This window comes from Streptococcus sanguinis SK1 = NCTC 7863, assembly GCF_000194945.1.
GTDB classification, from domain to species: domain Bacteria; phylum Bacillota; class Bacilli; order Lactobacillales; family Streptococcaceae; genus Streptococcus; species Streptococcus sanguinis.
The window spans coordinates 697,963-718,740 of sequence record NZ_GL878507.1; the positions used below are offsets into that span (position 1 = coordinate 697,963).

Consider the following 20,778-nt stretch of genomic DNA (forward strand, 5'->3'; position numbering starts at 1 on the left):
ATTTCTTATTAATTATTTAGCGATTGGGTAAACAGAAACTTGTTTCTTATCGCGTCCTTTGCGTTCAAAGCGTACTACGCCTTCAACTTTTGCAAACAAAGTATCGTCTCCGCCGCGTCCAACATTGACACCTGCATGGATGTGAGTGCCGCGTTGACGGTAAAGGATAGAGCCGCCTGTTACGGTTTGACCGTCAGCTGCTTTAGCTCCCAGACGTTTCGCTTGTGAATCACGTCCGTTAGATGTGGAACCTCCACCTTTTTTGTGGGCGAATAATTGCAAGTTAGCAAGATTCATTTTTAACATAATGTTTTTCCTCCGTGTTAGTTTTCTGTGATAACTCTGGTTTGGACGAACTCAGATGAGTCCTCCGATAAGTTTGCCATTCCTAGGAAAAATGATTCAAAGAAAAGCTGAGTCATTTCTCTTTGGTGCGACGGTATATCCTGAGGAATTTCAACCTTCAGATAACCGCCTTCTATTTCGTTTAATTCTAAGTTTGGTTCGTAGCCTGCGAATTTCTCAACTGAATTGACAAAATTAATGGCGAGCGTCGAAACGGACGCACATACGACATCAAAGCCGTATTCACCACTCGCGGCGTGACCTGTGATTTCTGCACGCCTCAGTTCGCCATCTTCGGCTCTTTCAAAGACTGCTTGTATCATTTAATCTCCTTAAAATTAAGCGTTGATAGCGTTGATGACAACTTTTGTATATGGTTGACGGTGACCTTGTTTACGATGGCTGCCTTTTTTAGGTTTGTACTTGTAAGTAACAACCTTCTTTTGCTTGCCTTGTTTTTCAACAGTTCCGACAACAGTAGCTCCAGCAACAAGCGGAGTTCCTACAACAGTGTTTTCACCACCAACAAGAACAACTTCGTCAAAAGTAACGTCTTGACCAGCTTCAGCGTTCAACTTTTCAACGTAGATTACTTGACCAACTTCAACTTTAACTTGTTTTCCGCCAGTTTTAATGATTGCGTATGTGCTCATTATGCACCTCCTATGATTTTTTGGGGTTTCCCCGAATTTTGTGAAGACTCGCCTAGCATCGTGGGACGAACCGCTTCTATCTCACTGAGTGAGCAACGATGATCGTGCGGTTGCACAGGAATGTGCATAGTCAACTCTATAAGTATAGCACTTCTGCAGCTCTTTAGCAAGCTTTTTCATCTCATGAAAACGGATTTTTAAGAATTGTTTTTAGATTTTGTCTGCTAATGCACAAAGAATACTTCTGGTATCTGCTAACTGCTTTATTAAAAAAATATTAGTTCAAAAAATTTCTAAATATAACGCCTCACCCTATCTTGATAGTCTTGATAAGATTTCCCGAATTTTTCAAGACACCAGCGCTCTTCAGAGAGGATAATCCAGTGGGACGCAGTCTGAAACATGACTAGAATCAAAAAGAAAATCACTGACTTGGTCAAAAAAGCTATTCCCAAAAAACAAACAAGGTAAGCTACATACATGGGATTACGGGAATAGCGATAAAGACCCTTTGTATTCATGCCGTTTGCATCTGGTCTAGCGAAATCCCTCATACTGATAGCACACAAAGCCAAACCAAACAGGTAAATAGCCACTCCAGCATAAAAGAAAACAGAAGAATGAAAGTTGATTTCAAGGAAAAAAGAAATTATGAACAAGGCTAGATTGCTCAATTGATAAATCATATAAGCTATCTTTTCTTTTCCTTGGACTGGTGCAAAATAAGCTGCGCGTGACAAAGCGTTTTTGCCGAAATGACTCAATAAAGGAAAACGAATCAGCAAAAAAGGAATTAAGAGAAAAACAGCAAGCATAAACGTCACCTTCTCTCGCTTTTACAACAGCCCTTCAATCAACTCGTCAACTTCATCAGCCACTGCTTGTGGTGTGATTTCTGTAATCATGATGCCTGCAACAGCGCGCTCAACCAAGCCTTCAACATCTAGGTAAGTTTCGTACTTCTCAGCATTCTTGATTTTCGGATTGGTCTTAGGACGGTCTGGAGCAAAAATAGTACAGCAGTCTTCAAATGGCTGGATAGAGATTTGGAAAGTATCAATTTTCTCTGCAATCTCAATGATTTCCAGCTTGTCCATCGTCACGACAGGACGGATAACCGGTGTATTGGTCACTGCGTTGATAGCCTGCATACTTTCGATGGTTTGACTTGCCACCTGACCAAGACTTTCTCCATTGATAATGACTTGAGCGCCCCGCTCCTCCCGAATCCGGTCTGTAATGCGCATCATAAAGCGACGAGTCAGTGTCATCAGGTAGGCTTCTGGAGCTTTAGCCTTGATTTCCTCCTGAATCTCTGTAAAAGGGACTTCGATAAACTGAATATTGCCACCAAACTTGGTCAGTTTGCGAGTCAAATCTTGAGCCTTTTTCAACGAACCTGGACTGGTATAAGGCGGACTGGCAAAGTGAACCGCCTCGATATCTACACCGCGCTTGAGAGCTAGATAACCAGCCACCGGTGAGTCGATCCCACCAGACAGCATGAGCATGCCCTTGCCTGAAGTCCCGACTGGCAGACCTCCAGCACCACGAATTGTCTCGTAAGAGATATAGGCCGCTTCTTCACGGATCTCGACACGTAGCTCAATATCCGGCGCTTTCATCTTGACCTGAACATTTGGAATGGCTTCAAAAACAGCATCACCAAGCGTCTGGTTAAGCTCGCGGCTATCCAATTCAAAGCTGTGGTCACTGCGCTTGCTGGTAATCTTAAAGGTCATACCCTCTTGATAGACTTCTTTCATGATGGATTGGACAGCTTCGATTAGGGCTGGAACAGATTTTTCAATTTTATAAGACGGTGAAAAATTCTGAATTCCAAAAATCTGCTTGAGCGACTCAGCGACCGGCTGATAGTCTGTTCCGTGCAGATAGACATGAGTTCGGTCACGGTCAGCCTTGACATGGACTTTGGGATAGACTGACAAAACAGCCTGGATATTGCGTTTGAGTTTGTTGATAAAGCGCATGCGGTTCTTGCCCTTAGTAGACAGCTCACCGTAGCGCACCATAATTTCTGAATATTGCATTGTTTACCTTACTTTTCTGGTTTTTTCGTAAATGATTTTAAAGGTTGTCAAAAACTGCTCCATCTGGCTCATATCACTGTCAAGATCCAAACTGATACGAACAGCAGTCTGAGCGAGAGATTTCTCAACGCCCATAGCGATTAGGGTTCCTGCTGGCTTACCGGCCTTAGAAGAGCAAGCACTAGTAGTCGAGATATAGATCTCGTAGTCTTCAAATGCATGAACGACGACTTCACCCCGCACTCCCTTGATACCAAAGGTTAGTATATGAGGCGCAAAATTTTCCATGCCTGAGAAAATCACCACATCTGGATACTTCTGCAGCTCTTCAAGGAGAATCTTCTTCATCTGAGCCGTCCGCTGGGCAAATGCTTCTTGCTTTTCCATGGACAAACGCAGAGCCTTGGCTGTCGCTGCAATACCAGCTAAATTTTCTGTTGTAGAGCGCTTATCCGACTCCTGGCCGCCACCAGTCAAGAGGGGACTGATTTTCTTGCCAGACTTGATATAGACAAAGCCTACCCCCCGAAGACCGTGAAATTTATGACTGGAAAATGTCGCAAAATCCACACGATCCGTCAGATAAGCAGCCGTCGGAATCTTCGTAATAGCCTGTACAGCATCCACATGAAAGGAAATGGTCGGCTTATCTGCTAGCAGTTCGGATATTTTCTGAATGAGCTGAATACTGCCGATTTCATTATTGACAGCCATGATGGAGATCAGAGTGGTGTCTGGTCGAATCAGCTCCGCTAGCTTGTCTACATCAACAAAACCTGCCTTATCAACTGGGGCAAAATCTATTTCAAAACCTTGACTCTGCAACCAGAGGGCTGATTCTTTAACCGCGGGATGCTCAATGTTGGATACGATGATGTGTTTGCCAAAGGGAACTTTTTCAAAAGCAACTCCTTTAACCACCCAGTTGTCCCCTTCTGTCCCTCCTGACGTAAAAAAAATCTCCGACGAAGACTTGCCTAAAAGCTCTGCTATTTGCCGGCGTGAAGCTTCTAAGAGACGGGTTGCCTGATTGCCTAAACTGTGCAGACTGGATGGATTTCCCCAGATTTTAGAAGCAACTTCCGTGTAAGCGGCCAAAGCCTCGGGATAAGGCTTGGTTGTCGCTGAATTATCTAAATAAATCATGTTCTTTCCTCAAAATTTCAATACTCCTATTGTAACACGAAAGAGAAACTGGAACAAGAAAGAAAAAGCCCTAAATTCTGCTAAAACTTAGGGCTAAACTTCACCGGTCATAAAACTCATGTAATAAGCCAAAGAGTTCCTGTTGTTGAGCTAACAAGCTCTGACCGATGGTAGTAGATTTGATGAGGGTTCGTTCCTCTACATTTTCAATTACCTTTTTCAGGGAGGTTTGAGCAAACGGCGATTCAACGACTTTTTGAGCGTTTTGGAAAGGCTGATGGGTCACCAACTGGAAGCCATAGGAATTATTGAGCAGTGAATAGCCAGCCGTTCCAGTCTTCTTCTGATAGGCCTTGCAGAGGCCACCATCAATGACAAAGAGCAAGCCACCACCACGGATAGGCGACTCTCCCTTGCCCGTCTTAACCGGAGTATGACCATTGACCATCCTAGACTCTTGAGAAAAGAGGCCAAATTCTTCCAAAATCAGCTGGCAGACTTTCTCAGAATTACGATAAGAAAAATAAGAATTTTCCACTTCCTTGTGGGTGCCCTTATCTTCAATGAAATAGCGCTCCAAGGTAGTCATCTTTTCTTTGCCAAACAGAGGAGACAACTTGCCTTTCCAGCAATACCAAATCAAATCAGTCGACAAATCATCACCCACCTCCTTGTTCTTGGCCGACTGTCGAATATGATACTCAAAAAAATCCAGCAATTCCTTGCCCGCATAATGGGCTTGATTAAGAATGAAAGGCTGGAATTCTCCTGACGGCTCCAGCGGGATGCAGCCGTGAAAAAGCAAGTGCTGGTTGTAAATCTTATACATAGAGCCCTTGTTCATCAGAAGACTCATATGCTCAGCCATCTTTAGAGAACTTTGGAATGAGGCCAGCATACTGTCTACAGCTTGATTTTCTTCTGGTGTCAAAGCTGATGGATTTTCCGGATTGATAGTTTGGAAGCAGGTATTAACCAGGGCATGTTTAGTATCGTCAATCGTAATGCTTTCTTCCCAATAGTCAATCTTGTCCAACATGACATGGTCCTGCATCTGGAATTCAGGCCGTCGTTTGATGAGTTGATTTTCCAGCTTGAACTGGATAATCGCTAAGGCTTGGTGAACCTTTTCCAGCTGCAGAATTTCCTCATCTGAAAATTCCTGCTCTCTGCCTCCAAGAATGGGTCTAAACTTAGGATTAGACTGGTAAGTCTTATCCGCAAAAAGAGTCAAGGAGCGTAGGTTTAAACCATAATCTTTCTCGATATCCCAGAGATAGCCGTAGCGAGCTGCGATGCGCAGCACATTGAGCAAGCAGGCCTTAGAGCCAAAAAAGGCTCCCATCCAGATAATGTCGTGATTGCCCCACTGAATATCAAGCGAGTGAAAATGCTGCAGTTCATCCATGACCTGAGCACTGCCAGCTCCTCTGTCAAAAATATCTCCAACCACATGCAGATGGTCAATCAACAACTGCCGAATACTTCGGGCCAAGCCTAGAATAAAAGGCACCGCTTCCCGCAATTCAATCACATAAGTCAGGATATTCTCAAAATAGGATTTTTTATCAGCTAAAGCCCGGTCACTATAGAGCAACTCCTCGATAATATAGGCATATTGTGGCGGCAAGGCCTTTCTGACCTTGGACCGACTGTATTTGGCACCTGCAAAAGCCAGCAAGTTCAAGAGCTGGGGAATGGTTTCCTGATACCAGTCTTTGCCTTTAGTTTCTTCCCCCAGCACAAGCTCAGGATAGGAAACCAGCGCTGACAGGCGGTCTTTGTGATCTTCTGACAAGCTGTCTCCAAAACAGTCCTTAATCTTCTCATTGAGGATACCTGCACAGCTTCTCAAAATATAGTCAAATGCAGCAAACTCCCCGTGAATGTCACTGATATACAGCTCCGTTCCTTTGGGCAGATTCAAAATTGCCTCTAGGTTGGTCAGCTCTGTAATGACCTTCTGCCGACTGTCAAATTCTTTCAGTAAAATACGCTTATATTGCTCCATCATATGCCCTCACTCTATAACCGCTTTTTGCAATCTTCTCTCTTATCTCAATTTCTTCAAATGATCTTCAATCAAGAAAGCCGTCTCCTCGATTGACTTATCGGTGATATTGATGACATGAGCCCGATACTTTTTAAAGACTTCTTTTGAGTAGTCTAGTTCTTCGTATATCTTTTCCAGATCCGTGTAGCTGGTCGACTGGGTTAATCCCAGAGAATTCAAGCGATTACTGCGTATCTTAGACAGTTTTTCTGGCTCACATAAAAGGCCGATAATCCGCTCCGGATCAACCTTATCCAAAACTTGAGGCAGAGGGACTTCTGGAATCAAAGGCAGGTTAGAAACCTTATAGCCTTTATTAGCCAGATAAATACTGAGTGGCGTTTTAGAAGTACGTGAGACACCCAAGAGGACCAAGTCTGAATCTAAAAATCCTTGTGGTGCCTTGCCATCGTCGTATTTGACTGCAAACTCAATAGCAGAGATTTTATTAAAATACTCAGTGTCTAGCCGGTGCAGAGTACCCGGCACCTCTATAGGACTGGTGCCCGTCTTTTCTCTGATAATCTCAAAAAATGGATGCATCAAATCCAGATAAGCAAGGCCATTGGACTTACTGAACTCCCTAGCAGCTGCTGCCAAGTTGCCATCAACCAGTGTACTGATGACAAGGGCATCATCCTTGATGGCATCACGTAGAATTTCCAGCAATTCTTCTTCCTTGTTGATAAATGGGAAACGATAGCTGTTATTAAAAATAATATCTGGGTACTGGGCTGTCACTGCAGACAACAGCTTCTGCGAAGTCCCCCCCAAAGAATCCGAAATGCTGTAAACAATAATTTCTTTCTTCATATTTATTCCTCTTATCTATTAACCTCAGCGCTTCTGGCCTCTTGAATAATATAGTCCAGCAGAGCTGACTTGGTCACAGTTCCTAAAATTTTACGCTCATTATCCTTATCCACTACCGGCAGTGAATCAATCGCAAAATCCTGCAAAACCGCTGCCGCTTCCAAAATATTCATATCCTTGTAGCAAGTTTTTATATGGGGCATTCGGGTCATGCAGACCGCTACGGGAGTGCTGTCAATGTTAGTATTGAGCGAAGCCCGCAGCAGGTCCTTACGCGACAAAATCCCCAAGAGCAGCTTATGCTCATCAATGACATAGAGAACATCCGCATCATACATAAATAAGGTGATAATGGCATCTTGAATAAAGGAATCATGAGATACCAAAACAGGAGATGTCATAATTTCCGCCACTTCCTTTCGAAAGGTATCGAAAAAGAAAAGCGTCTCTAAATCTGAGCCCGAGTATGTGTAACCAACTTTAGGCGTAGCCTTCAAAATCCCAACCAAGGTCAGAAAAGACAGGTCCGAGCGCAGTGTCGCCCGAGAAATATCGAGTAATTCAGAGATTTTCTCACCGCTGAGTGGCTGGTGTTCTTTTACAATTTCTACAATTTTCTTTTGCCGTTCACTTAATTTCAAATAGGTCTGACTCCTTCTTTCTTTATACAGATGATTATCCTGATTTCGCTTAAAATTTAGGAATTATTGCTCATATTTCATTTTCAGACGTTTAAATAATCATCATTTTGTAACACATTATAACAAAAAAAGAAAAATTGTCAATAAAATAGAATCCTTTTTTCGGTTGACAAATATATGTGATGTATATTACAATGTAGTTGTCCTACAATATGACACATATTTCATAATTTTGGAGGTAAATATGGCGAAATGGATTTACTCCTTCGAGGAAGGATGTGCAGATGACAAGGCCCTGCTTGGCGGAAAAGGTGCCAACCTAGCTGAAATGACCAATTTGGGACTGCCTGTCCCTCCAGGTTTTACTATTACTACAGAAAGCTGTATCGAATATTTAGAAAGCCCTTATTTCTTTGAATCTTCTTTAAAAGAAGATATTTTGAAAGCGGTTACTGAATTAGAAGAAAAAACCGGTAAATATTTCAGCGGCAACGACTCTGCCTTGCTTTTAGTGTCTGTTCGAAGCGGAGCCAAGTTTTCCATGCCGGGCATGATGGACACTATTCTCAATCTAGGCCTAAACGATTTAAGAACCCAGACTCTGGCTGAGCAGACCAATGCTGACTTTGCCTATAACTGCTACCGACGTCTGCTGCAAATGTTTGCTGATGTAGTTTATGGCATTTCCAAGGATGAGTTCGATGACCTCTTGGGCTATTTTGAAAAGAATGCTGGCAAACAGGCCAAGGATTTCACATTGGATGAACATCAAGCATTAATCGACCAGTACAAGCAGCTTTATCGTGAGCATCATCAAACCTTCCCCCAAAGCTCGAAAGAGCAGCTTTATGCTGCTATCAAGGCGGTCTTCAAGTCTTGGAATAATCCCCGAGCTCAGGTCTACCGCAACTTGAATGATATTCCTCATGATTTGGGAACAGCGGTGAATGTCCAAGCCATGGTCTTTGGCAATAGCGACCAGTCCAGTGGTACAGGAGTTGTCTTCACGAGAAACCCTGCCAGTGGTGAGCATCAGTTATTTGGCGAATTTTTGCTCAATGCACAAGGGGAGGATGTCGTAGCCGGCATTCGGACCCCTGAGCCTATTGCTGCACTTGAGACGGCTCTCCCTCAGGCCTATGCAGCCTTCCAAGACTATGCTAAGATTCTCGAAAACCACTACAAGGACATGCAAGATATCGAATTTACCATTGAAAAGGGTAAACTCTATATTCTCCAAACTAGAAACGGTAAACGTACCGCCAAGGCATCTTTGAAAATCGCTTTAGATTTGGTAGACGAGGGCATTATCAGCAAAAAAGAAGCTCTCCAGCGTGTATCTCCTGCTACGATTAGCCAACTCATCCATCCTGTATTTGAAGAAAAAGCTCTGCAAGATGCTCCTTTCTTGGCTCAAGGATTGCCAGCAAGCCCTGGTGCTGCAACTGGCGAGATTGTCTTTACAGCTGAGCGTGCCAAAGACTACCACTCCTTAGGTAAAAAGGTCATTTTAGTACGGCAGGAAACTTCCCCTGAAGACATTGAAGGTATGGTCGTCAGCCAGGCCATCGTAACCAGTCAGGGCGGTATGACCTCTCACGCAGCTGTCGTAGCCCGGGGAATGGGAACCTGCTGTGTGGCTGGCTGCGGTGAGCTGACCATCAGCGAGGACAGCAAAACTGTTTCCTGCGGAAATCTTGTCTTGACCGAAGGTGACGTCATTTCAGTTGATGGCAGCTCGGGGCGCATTTATAGCGGTGAGATTCCGACCGTCCTAGTCGAAAATGACCAAGAACTCCAACGCTTGCTTTCATGGGCAGACGAAGTCGCACAGCTCAAAGTCCGTGCCAACGCAGAGACCGTTCAAGATCTGAAAACAGCTATCAAGTTTGGGGCAAAGGGCATCGGTCTGGCTCGTACCGAACACATGTTCTTTGGCCAAGAGCGGATTCTGGAAATGCGGCGTCTGATTCTAGCCGACAACGAATTGGAAACCAGATCCGCCCTCAAAAAACTGCTGGAGTTCCAAGAAAAAGACTTCTATCAAATGTTCCAAGCAGTTCAGGACAAACCTATGATTATCCGTCTTTTGGATCCGCCGATGCATGAATTTCTACCTAAAGATTCACAGGAAATCAAGGCTTTGGCTGACAAGCTGCACAAGTCACCAGAAAAACTGACTCGCCGCATTGAACAACTGCAAGAAAGCAATCCTATGCTAGGCCACCGCGGCTGCCGTCTGGGGATTACGCAACCAGAGATTTACAAGATGCAGGTCGAAGCCATCTTTAAGAGTGCTATCAAGCTGAGCCAAGAAGGATTAACCGTCAAGCCAGAAATCATGATTCCGCTGATTGCAGACAAAGCCGAGCTGGACTCTGTCAAAGCCGTTCTCAACCAACATATCAACAAATTCTTTAGGCATCAAGGTCAGGAGCCCTTCCCTTATGAAATTGGCACCATGATTGAACTTCCGCGTGCCTGTCTGGTTGCAGACCAGCTGGCTCAGGAAGCGGACTTCTTCAGCTTTGGTACTAACGACCTGACCCAGATGACCTACGGTTTCTCACGGGACGATATTGGAAAATTCATCGGCCATTATAAAGAGAAAGAAATCCTTCCTTTTGATCCTTTCCAAAGTGTCGACCGAGCGGGTGTTGGTGAATTGATGCGGATTGCTATCCGCAAAGGGCGTCAAGTCAAGCCTGAACTTCCTATCGGCATTTGTGGCGAGGTCGGTGGCGATCCTGCTTCCATCCCCTTCTTCCAAGAAATTGGTGTCACCTACGTCTCCTGCTCTCCTTATCGGGTTCCAGCAGCAAGACTGGCTGTCGCTCAAGCGGCACTCCAAGATGAGAAGGCGTAATTACTTTGCTATTCTAGCTCTAGAAGCTGCTCAACCAAAACTTGAGCAGCCTCTTTTCTTGACAGCAATCTTCTGTGTGCGTTTTCATAGATAAAAATTTGATTTTTTTAAGACATTTTCAAATAAAAAACGTATAATGAGAAATAAGAAATCATTGAAATTTTAAAAGGAGATTCTTTCAAGCATGGAAAACTATTCTCGCAGCAATAAAAATAAGACAAAATCATCTAAAAAACCTACTAAACAGCATATTAAAACCGGCCTTTCAGCCTTCCAAAAGACCATTGCAACGGTTGCCAGTATCTTGTCTATCATCATTGCCAGCATCACGATCATGAATCTGACTGGCCAAAAGGATGAAAAATCAAAAACTGATACCAGCAGCTCTACTGCAACGACTACCATTATCAAGGAAATCGAAAAAGAAACAAGCAGCCCTGCTTCAACAACTGCAACTGATACAGCAGCTTCCAGCAGTGATACAGCAGCCGTTGAGACTAGTGCGTCTAGCTCTGCTGCAGATACAGCAGCAGGCGATACTACTGCCTCTAGCTCTGCTGCAGATACAGCAACCAACACTCAGACAGAAGCTTCAAACTAAGAAAGCAGAAAACGCCCGGCTCATTGAGCTAGGCGTTTTTTTGTATTCATCAAGCAAGCTTGTTTGATGATCACTTCCGATACATCTTGACTTGAAGATAGAGGTCGTTGTAAGTCCCCAGCCATTTAGGGCCCAACTGCTCATAAACTTCCAGATGTTTCATCGTTTCCTCAGTCGGATAAAAAGCCTCATCTTCCTGAATTTCCTTAGGCAACATGGCCTTGGCAGGAAGATTTGGTGTCGAATAACCAACATAAAGGGCATTTTTATAAGCATTTTCCGGTCTCAGCATAAAGTTAATAAACTGATAGGCTGCTTTTTTATTTTTGACTGTTTTAGGAATGACAATATTATCAAACCAAAGATTACTGGCTTCTGTTGGCACGACATAGCGCAGGTCTTCATTGGCCTCCAGCATCTGACGAGCCTCACCAGAAAAGGTCACACCAATAGCTGCATTGTTCTGAATCATGTATCCTTTCATCTCATCAGCTACAATCGCCTTGATATTTGGCGTCAGAGTGTAGAGCTTATCAACAGCTTCCTGCAACTGATCTGCATCTTTGGAGTTAAGACTATGACCATCTGAGTTCAGACCAATTCCCATGACTTCACGGGCTCCATCAATCATCATGATAGAGTTTTTGTATTCAGGACGCCAAAGGTCATTCCAATGCTCAGGAGCTTTATCAACCATTTTTTCATTGTAGACAATGCCCAGCGTTCCCCAAAAATAAGGAATCGAGTACTGATTTCCTGGATCGAAAGGCTGGTCTAAAAAGTCAGATCCGATGTTTTCCAAGCCTTTAATCTGGCTATGATCTAACTTCTCTACCAAGCCTTCTTTCATCATCTTGGCAATCATATATTCACTGGGAATAGCAATGTCGTAGGTTGTGCCGCCCTGCTTCACTTTCGTATACATGGCTTCATTGGAGTCAAAGGTATCGTACTGGATTTGGACACCAGTTTCCTTAGTAAACTCAGTCAGCAGCTCAGGATCGATATAGTCACCCCAGTTGTAAATGACCAGCTTATCGCTCTCCTTGCTCTGCGTCCGACTTTCGATCTGGTAACTGACACCCCACAAGACTAGGATAATCAGTAGAATTCCCGCTAAAAATGAATAGAGCTTTCTCATACGGTCTCCTCCTTCTCACGGGTGATAAAGTAATACCCAATTACCAAAGCAATGCTGAAGAGAAAGACCAAGGCTGATAGGGCATTGATTTCCAGAGAAATTCCCTGACGAGCGCGGGAGTATATCTCAACAGACAGAGTAGAGAAGCCATTGCCTGTAACGAAGAAGGTCACTGCAAAATCATCTAGTGAGTAGGTAAATGCCATGAAGTAACCAGCGATGATGGCTGGAGTCAGATAAGGCAGCATGATTTCCTTCAGCATTTGCAACTGACTGGCGCCTAGGTCATAAGCAGCCTTAATCATATCATCATTCATTTCTTTCAGACGCGGAAGAATCATCAGCACCACAATCGGAATGGAAAAGGCCACATGGCTAGCCAGCACAGACAGGAAGCCCAGCTGGAACTTTGCAGTAGTAAAGAGAATCAGAAAACTTGCCCCAATCATGACATCCGGCGCTACCATTAGGATATTGTTGATGGACAGAAAGGCATCCTGATATTTCTTGCGGGCTTGATAAATATAGATGGCTCCAAAAGTTCCAATCAGCGTCGCAATCAGTGATGACAGGAAAGCCAGAAAGAAAGTCTGAACCAAAATCAGAATCAAACGTGAATCCTCAAAGAGATTCTGGAAATGGCTGAGACTGAATCCTGTAAAACGATTCATGTCTTCCCCTGCATTAAAGGCATAAGCAATCAGGTAAAAGATGGGGATGTAGAGCACCAAAAAGACAAAGGCCAGATAGAGATTTGCAATTTTTTTCATCGCCCTCTCCTTTCCTTGGTTGCCCACATGGTAAAGAGCATGGCAACAATCAGTACCACTCCGATAGTAGAGCCCATGCCCCAATTTTGAGTAGTCAGGAAGTGCTGCTCAATGGCAGTTCCCAGAGTAATCACTCGATTACCCCCGATTAAGCGGGTCAGCATGAAGAGACTGAGACTAGGGATAAAGACTGACTGCACTCCACTTCTGACACCATTCAAGGACAAAGGGAAAACGACACGACGGAAAGTCTCCCAGCGATTAGCTCCCAAGTCATAGCTGGCATTGATAAGATTAGGATCCAAATCATCCAGAACATTGAAAATAGGCAGAATCATAAAAGGCAGCTCGATGTAGCTGGCTACAAAGATAAATGAAAAGTCCGTAAAGAGAATCTGCTGCGGTCCTACTCCGATAAAAGTCAGAAATTGATTGATTGAGCCATTCTGACCGAAAATACCAATGAAAGCATAAGCTTTGAGCAGGAGGTTGATCCAGGTCGGCAGCACAATCAGCATCAGCCAGAGCTGCTTGTGCTTGAGCTGAGTCAAAAAGAATGCAGTCGGATAGGAAATCAGCAGTGTTACAACAGTAATAATCCCTGCATAAAGAACCGAATTCAGACTCATCTTGAGATAGGTCCAGTTCTGCGATGTGAAGTAAGTCTGGTAATTTTCCAGAGTAAACTGGCCTTCAATGTTGAAGAAGGATTTCCAGATAATCATGACAACAGGTGCCAAGACAAAAAGGAAAATCCAGAGCAGGTAAGGCAAGAGAAAAAGATTAGAGGTTGTTTTCTTCATCTCGTTCCTCCTCAATAGCATTGATCAGACCCGCTTCTTGCTCTTCTACTTCTACATATTCTTCGATACGGGCATCGAATTCTTCTTCAGTTTCATTGAGACGCATGATGTGGATATCCTCAGGCTCGAAATGCAGACCAATTTCTTCACCGACAATGGCCTTGCGAGTCGAGTGAATCATCCATTCATTGCCCAGTTCATCATAAGCGATAATCTCATAGTGAACGCCACGGAAAAGCTGGGTATCAACTTTAACCTGCAGCTTGCCTTCTTCTGGCAGAGTAATCCGCAAATCCTCCGGCCGAATCACCACCTCGACAGCTTCATTTGGGCGCATCCCACCATCCACTGCTTCAAAGCGCTTGCCATTAAACTCAACCAGATAGTCTTCAATCATCTTACCTGGCAGAATATTGGACTCGCCAATGAAGGTTGCAACAAAATGGTTAATGGGCTCATCATAAATATCGACAGGCGTCCCCGACTGAACAATTTCACCGTCATTCATAACGAAAATCCAGTCGCTCATAGCCAGGGCTTCCTCTTGGTCGTGCGTGACAAAGACAAAAGTAATGCCCAGACGTTGCTGCAATTCCCGCAGCTCATACTGCATATCTGTACGCAGCTTCAAATCCAGAGCAGACAGCGGCTCATCCAGCAAAACAACCCGCGGCTGATTAATGATTGCCCGCGCGATGGCTACACGCTGGCGCTGACCGCCCGACAGTTTGCGAATAGAACGGCGCTCAAAGCCTTCCAGCTGAACCATTTTCAGTACTTCAGCAACCCGCTCTTGAATTTCTTTTTTATCAACCTTGCGCAGACGCAGCGGAAAGGCAACATTTTCAAAAACATTCATATGCGGAAACAGTGCATAGGACTGAAAAACCGTGTGGACGTCTCGTTTATTAGTTGGAATATCATTGATGCGGACTCCATCAAGAAAAATATCCCCGTCCGTCGCGTCCAAAAGTCCAGCAATGATGTTCAGAATCGTTGATTTGCCAGAACCAGAAGACCCCAGCAAAGTATAGAACTTTCCTTCTTCCAGCTCGAAATTAATATCTTTCAGAACGACAGTATTATTATCTTCAAAAACTTTTGAAACGTTTTTAAACTCGATGATTGGTTTTTTCAATTGTCATAAATTCCTTCTTTCTCGTATTAACAGATTAAGGGTTCTGTCAGACCGCTGCTACCTCGTGAGGGCTGTAAAGGCCCTTTATAAATTCCGTGTCGATAGGCTTTCACCCCCTTACTAAGTTGCAGCCAGCTGCAGTTCCTTATCCAGCATACTTCTACTGGAAATCATATCTGTCTTACAGAGATTCACCAATGATGCGGACTTCGCGCTCCAGAGTAATACCTGAATTTTCCCGCACTCTTTCAATCACATGGGCAATAAGATTTTCATAATCCTGAGCCGTTCCTTTATCAACATTAATCATAAAGCCGGCATGTTTCTCAGATACCTCTACACCACCGATACGATGACCCTTGAGGCCTGCTTCACTAATCAGCTGACCAGCAAAGTGACCCAAAGGACGCTTGAAAACAGAACCGCAGGATGGATATTCCAAGGGCTGCTTGAGCTCTCGCAGATGGGTTAAGCGCTCCATTTCCTGACGAATCGTTCTGTGAACACCAGGAGAAAGAGCAAACTTAGCAGAAATAACAATGTCGCCTGTTTCCTGAACAAGTGAGTGACGATAGCCGAACTTCATATCCCGAACGTCCAACGTTTTGACTTGGCCCTGAGGAGTCAGTACCTTGCAAGATACCAAGACATGAGCAATCTCGCCGCCATAAGCCCCGGCGTTCATAAAGACAGCTCCGCCAACGCTGCCTGGAATACCACAAGCGAACTCAAAGCCAGTCAGACTATTCTGCAGAGCGATATGGGTTGTCTGAATCAGATTAGCTCCGGCCTCTGCCTCAATCATATAGCCATCCACCGCTACATTGTTGAGCTTGTCAAACATAATCACGAAACCTCGGATACCGCCGTCTCGCACAATGATATTACTGGCATTTCCCAGCACCATCCAAGGAATGTCTTCTTGATTGGCAAAATTAACAATACGAGCCAGCTCATAACGATTGCGGGGAAAAACTAAGAAATCGGCTGCGCCCCCGACCTTTGTGTAGGTGTATTGACTCAAAGGCTCATTGAAGCGAATGTCGATTCCTTCTAATTCGGTTTTTAATTTCTCTAGTTTTTGCATGATTTTCTCTCTTTTATGTAAACAAAATACACTCTATTATATCAAAAATCTATGGCATTTACGATAGATTACAAAGAAAAAGCTGAGAAAGGTCAGCTTTTTAACGCTTATAATTGTCTAGTAGTAAAACGCTGTGTTTGAGTAGAAAGAGCATTCCTGATGGCACCGAAAGCTAACTCACTCGCCAGAGCCTGTAATTCTAAATAATCCATAAAGTGAATTATCCTCCTTTAAGCTAGACCCATTATAGCACAGTTAGGTATAAAAAGATAGGGATATCCACTCCTTCTATTGTATACGTGTTCCTAGAAAAGAAAAAAGAGGCTCATGGAAAACCTCTTGATGATTTATTTTTCTACCTGGACACCCTCAGTATCCACCTGAAGCCGGAAGATTTGCCCCTTGAAATTCTGTTTTTGCAGAAGCTGATAAATCGTCTCCGTCTTGTGCTTAGGCGATAAGACCATAACAGTCGGTCCCGCTCCTGAGATATAGGTTGCGTAAGAGCCGTTTTTTCTGGCTAAGAACTTAATATCTGAAAATTCCTTGATTAAAGGTTGACGGTATTTTTCGTGGAACAAATCTGACTCGATAGCCCGACCAGCGATTTTCATATCACCTTTTAAAAGAGCTGCAATCGCAACATTGGCAATGGAACTAGCCGCAACAGCTTCCTTGTAAGAAAGCCGATTTGGTAAGACTTGGCGGCTCTCAACCGTCCGAAGCTCATAGTCTGGGATATAGGCGATGAAGTCTGCATCCGGAAAGTCCGCTACCACAGCAGATACCTGATTTCTAGATGAGCTAGATACGACCAAATTACCATAAATCGCTGGCGCAACATTGTCAGGATGACCTTCAATCTTTGTAGCAATTTTTAGCTTCTGATAATCCGACAAATTAAGATGAGCCAGCTGGTTGGCCAATTCAATCCCAGCCACAATGACCGAACTAGAAGACCCAAGTCCACGAGCCAATGGAATATCACTGGTCATTTTCAAACGGCGTGGCTGAATATCTGGAGCCAACTGCAGGGCAATCTTAACCAGTAAATTGCGTCGGTCCTTAGGAATTCTCGGATTGAGGTCATGCTCAATCACCCACTCCTGACTTTCTTCCAAGACTTCAATTTCCAGATATTTTGACAGGGCTACCCCAACGGAGTCAAAGCCAGGACCGATATTGGCACTGGTCGCTGGTACAATAATTTTCATCTTAATCTCCTAATACTTTGAAGGTATTGAGCAAGTCAAACTCAGCAACTTCTTTGAGCTTAGCAGTGACATTTTCCAGCTGTGTCTTACTGACAGCATGGGTAATAATCACCACGCGAGCCTTCTCACCATCTGTACCTTCCTGCAGAATCTGCTTAAAGGAAATATCCTCAGCATTGAAAATCTCAGCCAAATGCAGAACTTGGCCTTTAGAATCAGGTGCCAAGATAGAGAAGTAATAGCTACTCTTCACATCTTCTGGCTTAGCTAGCACAAGCTCACGGCTGAATTCATTAAAGGCCTTGCCAACTGTTCCTTCATTCAAACGGCGGCTGATACGGACAATATCTGCCACAACACTAGTTGCAGTTGGTTTTTGACCTGCTCCTGGTCCGTAGTACATGGATTCTCCGATGCCGATGGATTCGACAAAGACGGCGTTCATCACCCCATTAACACTAGCCAGGGGATGAGCTTTTGGCAGAAAAGTTGGAGCCACTTCTGCTGCAATACCTGATGCTGTTTCTTCGATAGAACCAACCAGCTTGACTACATAGCCCAGATCTTGAGCAACAGCCACATCTTCTGGTGTGATATGACGAATTCCCTGATGACCCACATCTTCAAACTTAACATTCATACCAAAAGCGAACTGACTAAGAATGACCATCTTGTAAGCCGCATCAATCCCATCTACGTCATTGGTTGGGTCGCTTTCAGCAAAGCCAAGGCGTTGTGCTTCAGCAAGAGCGTCTTCATAAGACCAACCCTCTTCCACCATCTTGGTCATCATAAAGTTAGAGGTTCCATTGACCACACCCAAGATACGGGTAATTTTGTCAGAAGCTAATGAATTAACCAAGGTACGCAGGATCGGAATCCCACCGGCAACAGCTGCTTCATAATAGAGAGCTACATTTTGCTTTTGAGCAATTTCCAGCAACTCTGCTCCGTGAACAGCCAGCAAGTCCTTATTGGCCGTTACCACATGTTTGCCAGCTTCAAGAGCACTAGTGATGAACGTTTTCGCTGGCTCGATTCGTCCCATCAATTCTACAACGATAGTAATCTCAGGATCCTTCAGAATTTCTTCAACATTTGTGACAAAGTTAAAGTCATTTCCAGCTGCTAAAAGACGATCTTTTTCAGCATCATCTTTGACCAAGACTTTAGCAACCTCAATCTCTGAATGAGCCGCTTGAACGATTTTTTCTCCGTTTTCTTTCAGTAAAAAAGGCACACCGCTTGCCACTGTTCCAAAACCAAGTAAAGCTATTTTAATAGACATGAAGCACTCCTTGAAAATTTCTTGTATAAAAAATATTATAACAAAATTATAAAAAAATGCCTACAAAACTACTTCTTTATTTGTTATAATAGATGTAAATTTCCGCAAGGAATTGTAATTTTTTAAAAAAAGGAGATATTATGACAGGAAAACACAGAGGAAATCGCATGCAGCAACGCAAAGCTAGGAAAAGAGCTATTTTGCTTTCTTTAACGAGTTTATTACTTTTTCTCGTCCTGATTGTAGGTGGCTTTTCTTTACTAGCTAAGCTGCAAAACTCGCACAACCAAAAAGAAGCTAATAACGTGTCAACGAACCAAGTCAATACTTCATCTAAAACTTCGTCAGCACCGACTCGGGAAAAAAAGACGACTTCGGATGACAGTAGCAAAGACAAGGTCAAATGGGTCAAGCAAGACCAGCCAGTTCAAGTTCCTATCTTGATGTATCATGCCATTCACGTCATGGACCCATCAGAAGCAGCTAATGCTGGTTTGATTGTAGATCCAGCTACATTTGAAAGCCATCTGAAAGCCTTGAAAGACGCAGGCTACTATCCACTAACACCGGCAGAAGCATACAAAGTCCTGACGGAGAATGTCCTGCCAGAAAACAAAAGAGTCGTCTGGCTGACCTTCGATGATAGTTTAAAGGATTTCTATACTAATGCCTTTCCACTTCTCCAGAAATATGACATGAAAGCAACCAATAATGTCATTACCGGATTTGTTCAAGCAGGGCGTGAAGATATGCTGACGCTAGATGAGATAAAGGAAATGAAGGAAAAAGGCATGTCCTTTGAAGACCATACCGTCAACCATCCTGACCTCTCAGCGACTGCAGAAGACCAACAAAAAATTGAGTTAAAAGACTCCAAGTCTTACTTGGACAAAGAACTGTCTCAAACAACTACTACCGTTGCTTATCCATCTGGACGTTACAGCGATGCAACCTTGCAGATTGCTGAAAGCCTTGGCTACAAGATGGGACTGACAACCAATAACGGTCTAGCTTCTCTATCCAATGGCTTGCTCTCACTCAACCGAGTACGCGTAAACCCAACCACCACTGCAGAAGACCTGCTAAATGAAATCGCAACAAACTAATCTTAAAAAAACCTGTTTCAGACGAAGCAGGCTTTTTCTATTCCTATGATTGTATCTTCTTCAAATCACAAAAAACACCAGTTCTTTGGAACTGGTGTAAAGGTTTATTTAGACTTGATATAGTTGATACCATCCGCTTTTGGAGCAACTGATTTACCAAAGAATGCGGCTAAAACAATGATTGTCAAGGCATAAGGCGCGATACGAAGATAAACCGCAGGTATATGAGCAAGGAAAGGAATCTGAGTAGAAACAACAGCTAGGGCTTGGGAAAGTCCAAAGAAAAGACTTGAAAGCATAGCACCTATTGGATTCCATTTGCCAAAAATCATGGCAGCTAAAGCGATAAATCCAGGGCCAACAATCGTCGTAGCAGAGAAATTAACCGAAGCAGATTGAGCATACAAAGCTCCACCTACTCCTCCCAAAAATCCTGAAATCAACACTCCGTAGTAACGCATGAGATAAACGTTAATCCCTAATGTATCAGCAGCTTGAGGATGTTCACCTACTGAGCGTAAGCGAAGCCCAAATTTCGTCTTAAACATGATGAACCAAGCTAAAAATGAGAATCCAACAGCAATGTAACCCATCAAGCTAGTATTCTTAAAGAAAATATCTCCAATAACAGGAATATTAGACAAAATTGGAAAATCAAATTTACCAAAGGACAAATCAATATTATTAGTTTGTCCTTTTCCATAAATAGCTTTCACAAGAAAGACAGCTAAAGCTGGCGCCAGCAAGTTCAGTACAGTACCGCTAACAACATGATCAGCACGAAAATTAATGGTTGCTACTGCATGAATCGCAGAAAAAATAAGACCAACTAAACCACCTGCGAGAAGAGAAAGCCAAATAGTCATTCCTCCTAAGCTTTCAGCGAAAGTCAGGTTAAAAACAACTCCTGTAAAAGCTCCCATGACCATGATGCCTTCCAAGCCAACATTAACTACACCAGCATGCTCAGAATAAGCACCTCCAATACTGGTGAAAATGAGAGGAGCGGCATAGACCAGCATATTTGATACAAGTATTGTTAGAATAGCAACAATATTCATC

General features: G+C 43.6%; 20 protein-coding genes and 1 other annotated feature. Of the genes, 3 read left to right on the forward strand and 17 right to left on the reverse strand.

Annotated features, from left to right (window positions below; all coding sequences use genetic code 11):
- Positions 1-12 precede the first annotated feature (12 nt).
- The 9 genes from rpmA to HMPREF9378_RS07370 form a co-directional block, all read right to left on the reverse strand.
- Positions 13-306, reverse strand: coding sequence for a 50S ribosomal protein L27 (gene rpmA, locus HMPREF9378_RS07410; protein WP_002895619.1), 294 nt, complete (start codon positions 304-306; stop codon positions 13-15).
- 17 nt (positions 307-323) lie between these two features.
- Complete coding sequence (locus HMPREF9378_RS07405; protein ID WP_002900460.1) at positions 324-668, reverse strand: ribosomal-processing cysteine protease Prp; 345 nt, start codon at positions 666-668, stop codon at positions 324-326.
- Between the two features lie 15 nt (positions 669-683).
- Entirely contained in the window at positions 684-998 is a 315-nt protein-coding gene (gene rplU / locus HMPREF9378_RS07400) for a 50S ribosomal protein L21 (protein WP_002900461.1), read from the reverse strand.
- Positions 999-1,032: 34 nt separating this feature from the next.
- Positions 1,033-1,120 (reverse strand) — a sequence feature (ribosomal protein L21 leader region).
- A 171-nt stretch (positions 1,121-1,291) separates the two neighbouring features.
- Positions 1,292-1,813 (reverse strand): methyltransferase family protein, encoded by a 522-nt coding sequence (locus tag HMPREF9378_RS07395; RefSeq protein ID WP_002900462.1) that lies wholly within the window; start codon positions 1,811-1,813, stop codon positions 1,292-1,294.
- A 21-nt stretch (positions 1,814-1,834) separates the two neighbouring features.
- Entirely contained in the window at positions 1,835-3,049 is a 1,215-nt protein-coding gene (gene thiI, locus HMPREF9378_RS07390; RefSeq protein WP_002900463.1) for a tRNA uracil 4-sulfurtransferase ThiI, read from the reverse strand.
- Positions 3,050-3,052: 3 nt separating this feature from the next.
- On the reverse strand, positions 3,053-4,195 hold the full coding sequence (locus tag HMPREF9378_RS07385) for a cysteine desulfurase family protein (RefSeq protein WP_002900464.1): 1,143 nt from the start codon (positions 4,193-4,195) through the stop codon (positions 3,053-3,055).
- Between the two features lie 100 nt (positions 4,196-4,295).
- Complete coding sequence (locus HMPREF9378_RS07380; protein WP_032909532.1) at positions 4,296-6,206, reverse strand: fructose-bisphosphatase class III; 1,911 nt, start codon at positions 6,204-6,206, stop codon at positions 4,296-4,298.
- 42 nt (positions 6,207-6,248) lie between these two features.
- Complete coding sequence (locus tag HMPREF9378_RS07375) at positions 6,249-7,067, reverse strand: pyruvate, water dikinase regulatory protein (protein ID WP_080555413.1); 819 nt, start codon at positions 7,065-7,067, stop codon at positions 6,249-6,251.
- Positions 7,068-7,072: 5 nt separating this feature from the next.
- Positions 7,073-7,702, reverse strand: a complete 630-nt coding sequence (locus HMPREF9378_RS07370) for a CBS domain-containing protein (RefSeq protein WP_002900467.1) — start codon at positions 7,700-7,702, stop codon at positions 7,073-7,075.
- Between the two features lie 244 nt (positions 7,703-7,946).
- On the opposite strand from HMPREF9378_RS07370, the gene ppdK reads away from it, so the two are divergent.
- Together ppdK and HMPREF9378_RS07360 are read left to right on the forward strand one after the other, a co-directional pair.
- The gene (gene ppdK, locus HMPREF9378_RS07365; protein WP_002913609.1) at positions 7,947-10,568 is read left to right on the forward strand and encodes a pyruvate, phosphate dikinase; all 2,622 of its coding nucleotides are present in this window, start codon (positions 7,947-7,949) and stop codon (positions 10,566-10,568) included.
- A 184-nt stretch (positions 10,569-10,752) separates the two neighbouring features.
- Entirely contained in the window at positions 10,753-11,169 is a 417-nt protein-coding gene (locus HMPREF9378_RS07360; protein ID WP_002913610.1) for a DUF6556 family protein, read from the forward strand.
- A 70-nt stretch (positions 11,170-11,239) separates the two neighbouring features.
- On the opposite strand, the gene HMPREF9378_RS07355 is transcribed toward HMPREF9378_RS07360, so the two are convergent.
- The 7 genes from HMPREF9378_RS07355 to HMPREF9378_RS07325 all read right to left on the reverse strand — a co-directional run bounded on the left by HMPREF9378_RS07355 (position 11,240) and on the right by HMPREF9378_RS07325 (position 18,610).
- On the reverse strand, positions 11,240-12,310 hold the full coding sequence (locus HMPREF9378_RS07355) for an ABC transporter substrate-binding protein (RefSeq protein ID WP_002913611.1): 1,071 nt from the start codon (positions 12,308-12,310) through the stop codon (positions 11,240-11,242).
- Entirely contained in the window at positions 12,307-13,080 is a 774-nt protein-coding gene (locus HMPREF9378_RS07350; protein ID WP_002900472.1) for an ABC transporter permease, read from the reverse strand. Before HMPREF9378_RS07350 ends, HMPREF9378_RS07355 begins: the two co-directional genes overlap by 4 nt.
- Entirely contained in the window at positions 13,077-13,883 is an 807-nt protein-coding gene (locus HMPREF9378_RS07345) for an ABC transporter permease (protein ID WP_002895634.1), read from the reverse strand. The genes HMPREF9378_RS07350 and HMPREF9378_RS07345 overlap by 4 nt, the downstream gene beginning before the upstream one ends.
- Complete coding sequence (locus HMPREF9378_RS07340; RefSeq protein WP_002906676.1) at positions 13,864-15,021, reverse strand: ABC transporter ATP-binding protein; 1,158 nt, start codon at positions 15,019-15,021, stop codon at positions 13,864-13,866. The genes HMPREF9378_RS07345 and HMPREF9378_RS07340 overlap by 20 nt, the downstream gene beginning before the upstream one ends.
- A 181-nt stretch (positions 15,022-15,202) precedes the next feature.
- A complete protein-coding gene (murB, locus tag HMPREF9378_RS07335; protein WP_002895636.1) occupies positions 15,203-16,108 on the reverse strand; it encodes a UDP-N-acetylmuramate dehydrogenase in 906 nt (301 codons plus the stop codon).
- A 347-nt stretch (positions 16,109-16,455) separates the two neighbouring features.
- On the reverse strand, positions 16,456-17,322 hold the full coding sequence (gene thrB / locus HMPREF9378_RS07330) for a homoserine kinase (protein WP_002900475.1): 867 nt from the start codon (positions 17,320-17,322) through the stop codon (positions 16,456-16,458).
- Between the two features lies 1 nt (position 17,323).
- Positions 17,324-18,610 carry a homoserine dehydrogenase gene (locus HMPREF9378_RS07325; RefSeq protein ID WP_002900476.1) on the reverse strand — a complete coding sequence of 429 codons (1,287 nt, stop codon included), beginning with the start codon at positions 18,608-18,610 and terminating at the stop codon, positions 17,324-17,326.
- 140 nt (positions 18,611-18,750) lie between these two features.
- Between HMPREF9378_RS07325 and HMPREF9378_RS07320 the strand changes: the two genes are divergently transcribed.
- Positions 18,751-19,716: a polysaccharide deacetylase family protein gene (locus tag HMPREF9378_RS07320; protein WP_002900478.1), complete on the forward strand. Its 966-nt coding sequence runs from the start codon at positions 18,751-18,753 to the stop codon at positions 19,714-19,716.
- A 104-nt stretch (positions 19,717-19,820) separates the two neighbouring features.
- Here HMPREF9378_RS07320 and HMPREF9378_RS07315 read toward each other — a convergent pair whose 3' ends face one another.
- The gene (locus tag HMPREF9378_RS07315) at positions 19,821-20,777 is read right to left on the reverse strand and encodes an ABC transporter permease (RefSeq protein ID WP_002900479.1); all 957 of its coding nucleotides are present in this window, start codon (positions 20,775-20,777) and stop codon (positions 19,821-19,823) included.
- Between the last annotated feature and the right edge of the window lies 1 nt (position 20,778).

Excerpts from the sequence above, each read along its gene's own strand:
- murB (WP_002895636.1), bottom strand. The coding sequence starts at position 16,108 with ATGCAAAAACTAGAGAAATTAAAAACCGAATTAGAAGGAATCGACATT.
- HMPREF9378_RS07320 (WP_002900478.1), top strand. The coding sequence starts at position 18,751 with ATGACAGGAAAACACAGAGGAAATCGCATGCAGCAACGCAAAGCTAGG.
- HMPREF9378_RS07380 (WP_032909532.1), bottom strand. The coding sequence starts at position 6,206 with ATGGAGCAATATAAGCGTATTTTACTGAAAGAATTTGACAGTCGGCAG.
- rpmA (WP_002895619.1), bottom strand. The coding sequence starts at position 306 with ATGTTAAAAATGAATCTTGCTAACTTGCAATTATTCGCCCACAAAAAA.
- thiI (WP_002900463.1), bottom strand. The coding sequence starts at position 3,049 with ATGCAATATTCAGAAATTATGGTGCGCTACGGTGAGCTGTCTACTAAG.
- thrB (WP_002900475.1), bottom strand. The coding sequence starts at position 17,322 with ATGAAAATTATTGTACCAGCGACCAGTGCCAATATCGGTCCTGGCTTT.
- HMPREF9378_RS07360 (WP_002913610.1), top strand. The coding sequence starts at position 10,753 with ATGGAAAACTATTCTCGCAGCAATAAAAATAAGACAAAATCATCTAAA.
- HMPREF9378_RS07395 (WP_002900462.1), bottom strand. The coding sequence starts at position 1,813 with ATGCTTGCTGTTTTTCTCTTAATTCCTTTTTTGCTGATTCGTTTTCCT.
- HMPREF9378_RS07405 (WP_002900460.1), bottom strand. The coding sequence starts at position 668 with ATGATACAAGCAGTCTTTGAAAGAGCCGAAGATGGCGAACTGAGGCGT.
- HMPREF9378_RS07325 (WP_002900476.1), bottom strand. The coding sequence starts at position 18,610 with ATGTCTATTAAAATAGCTTTACTTGGTTTTGGAACAGTGGCAAGCGGT.
- HMPREF9378_RS07345 (WP_002895634.1), bottom strand. The coding sequence starts at position 13,883 with ATGAAGAAAACAACCTCTAATCTTTTTCTCTTGCCTTACCTGCTCTGG.
- HMPREF9378_RS07350 (WP_002900472.1), bottom strand. The coding sequence starts at position 13,080 with ATGAAAAAAATTGCAAATCTCTATCTGGCCTTTGTCTTTTTGGTGCTC.
- HMPREF9378_RS07385 (WP_002900464.1), bottom strand. The coding sequence starts at position 4,195 with ATGATTTATTTAGATAATTCAGCGACAACCAAGCCTTATCCCGAGGCT.
- ppdK (WP_002913609.1), top strand. The coding sequence starts at position 7,947 with ATGGCGAAATGGATTTACTCCTTCGAGGAAGGATGTGCAGATGACAAG.
- rplU (WP_002900461.1), bottom strand. The coding sequence starts at position 998 with ATGAGCACATACGCAATCATTAAAACTGGCGGAAAACAAGTTAAAGTT.
- HMPREF9378_RS07355 (WP_002913611.1), bottom strand. The coding sequence starts at position 12,310 with ATGAGAAAGCTCTATTCATTTTTAGCGGGAATTCTACTGATTATCCTA.
- HMPREF9378_RS07315 (WP_002900479.1), bottom strand. The coding sequence starts at position 20,777 with ATGAATATTGTTGCTATTCTAACAATACTTGTATCAAATATGCTGGTC.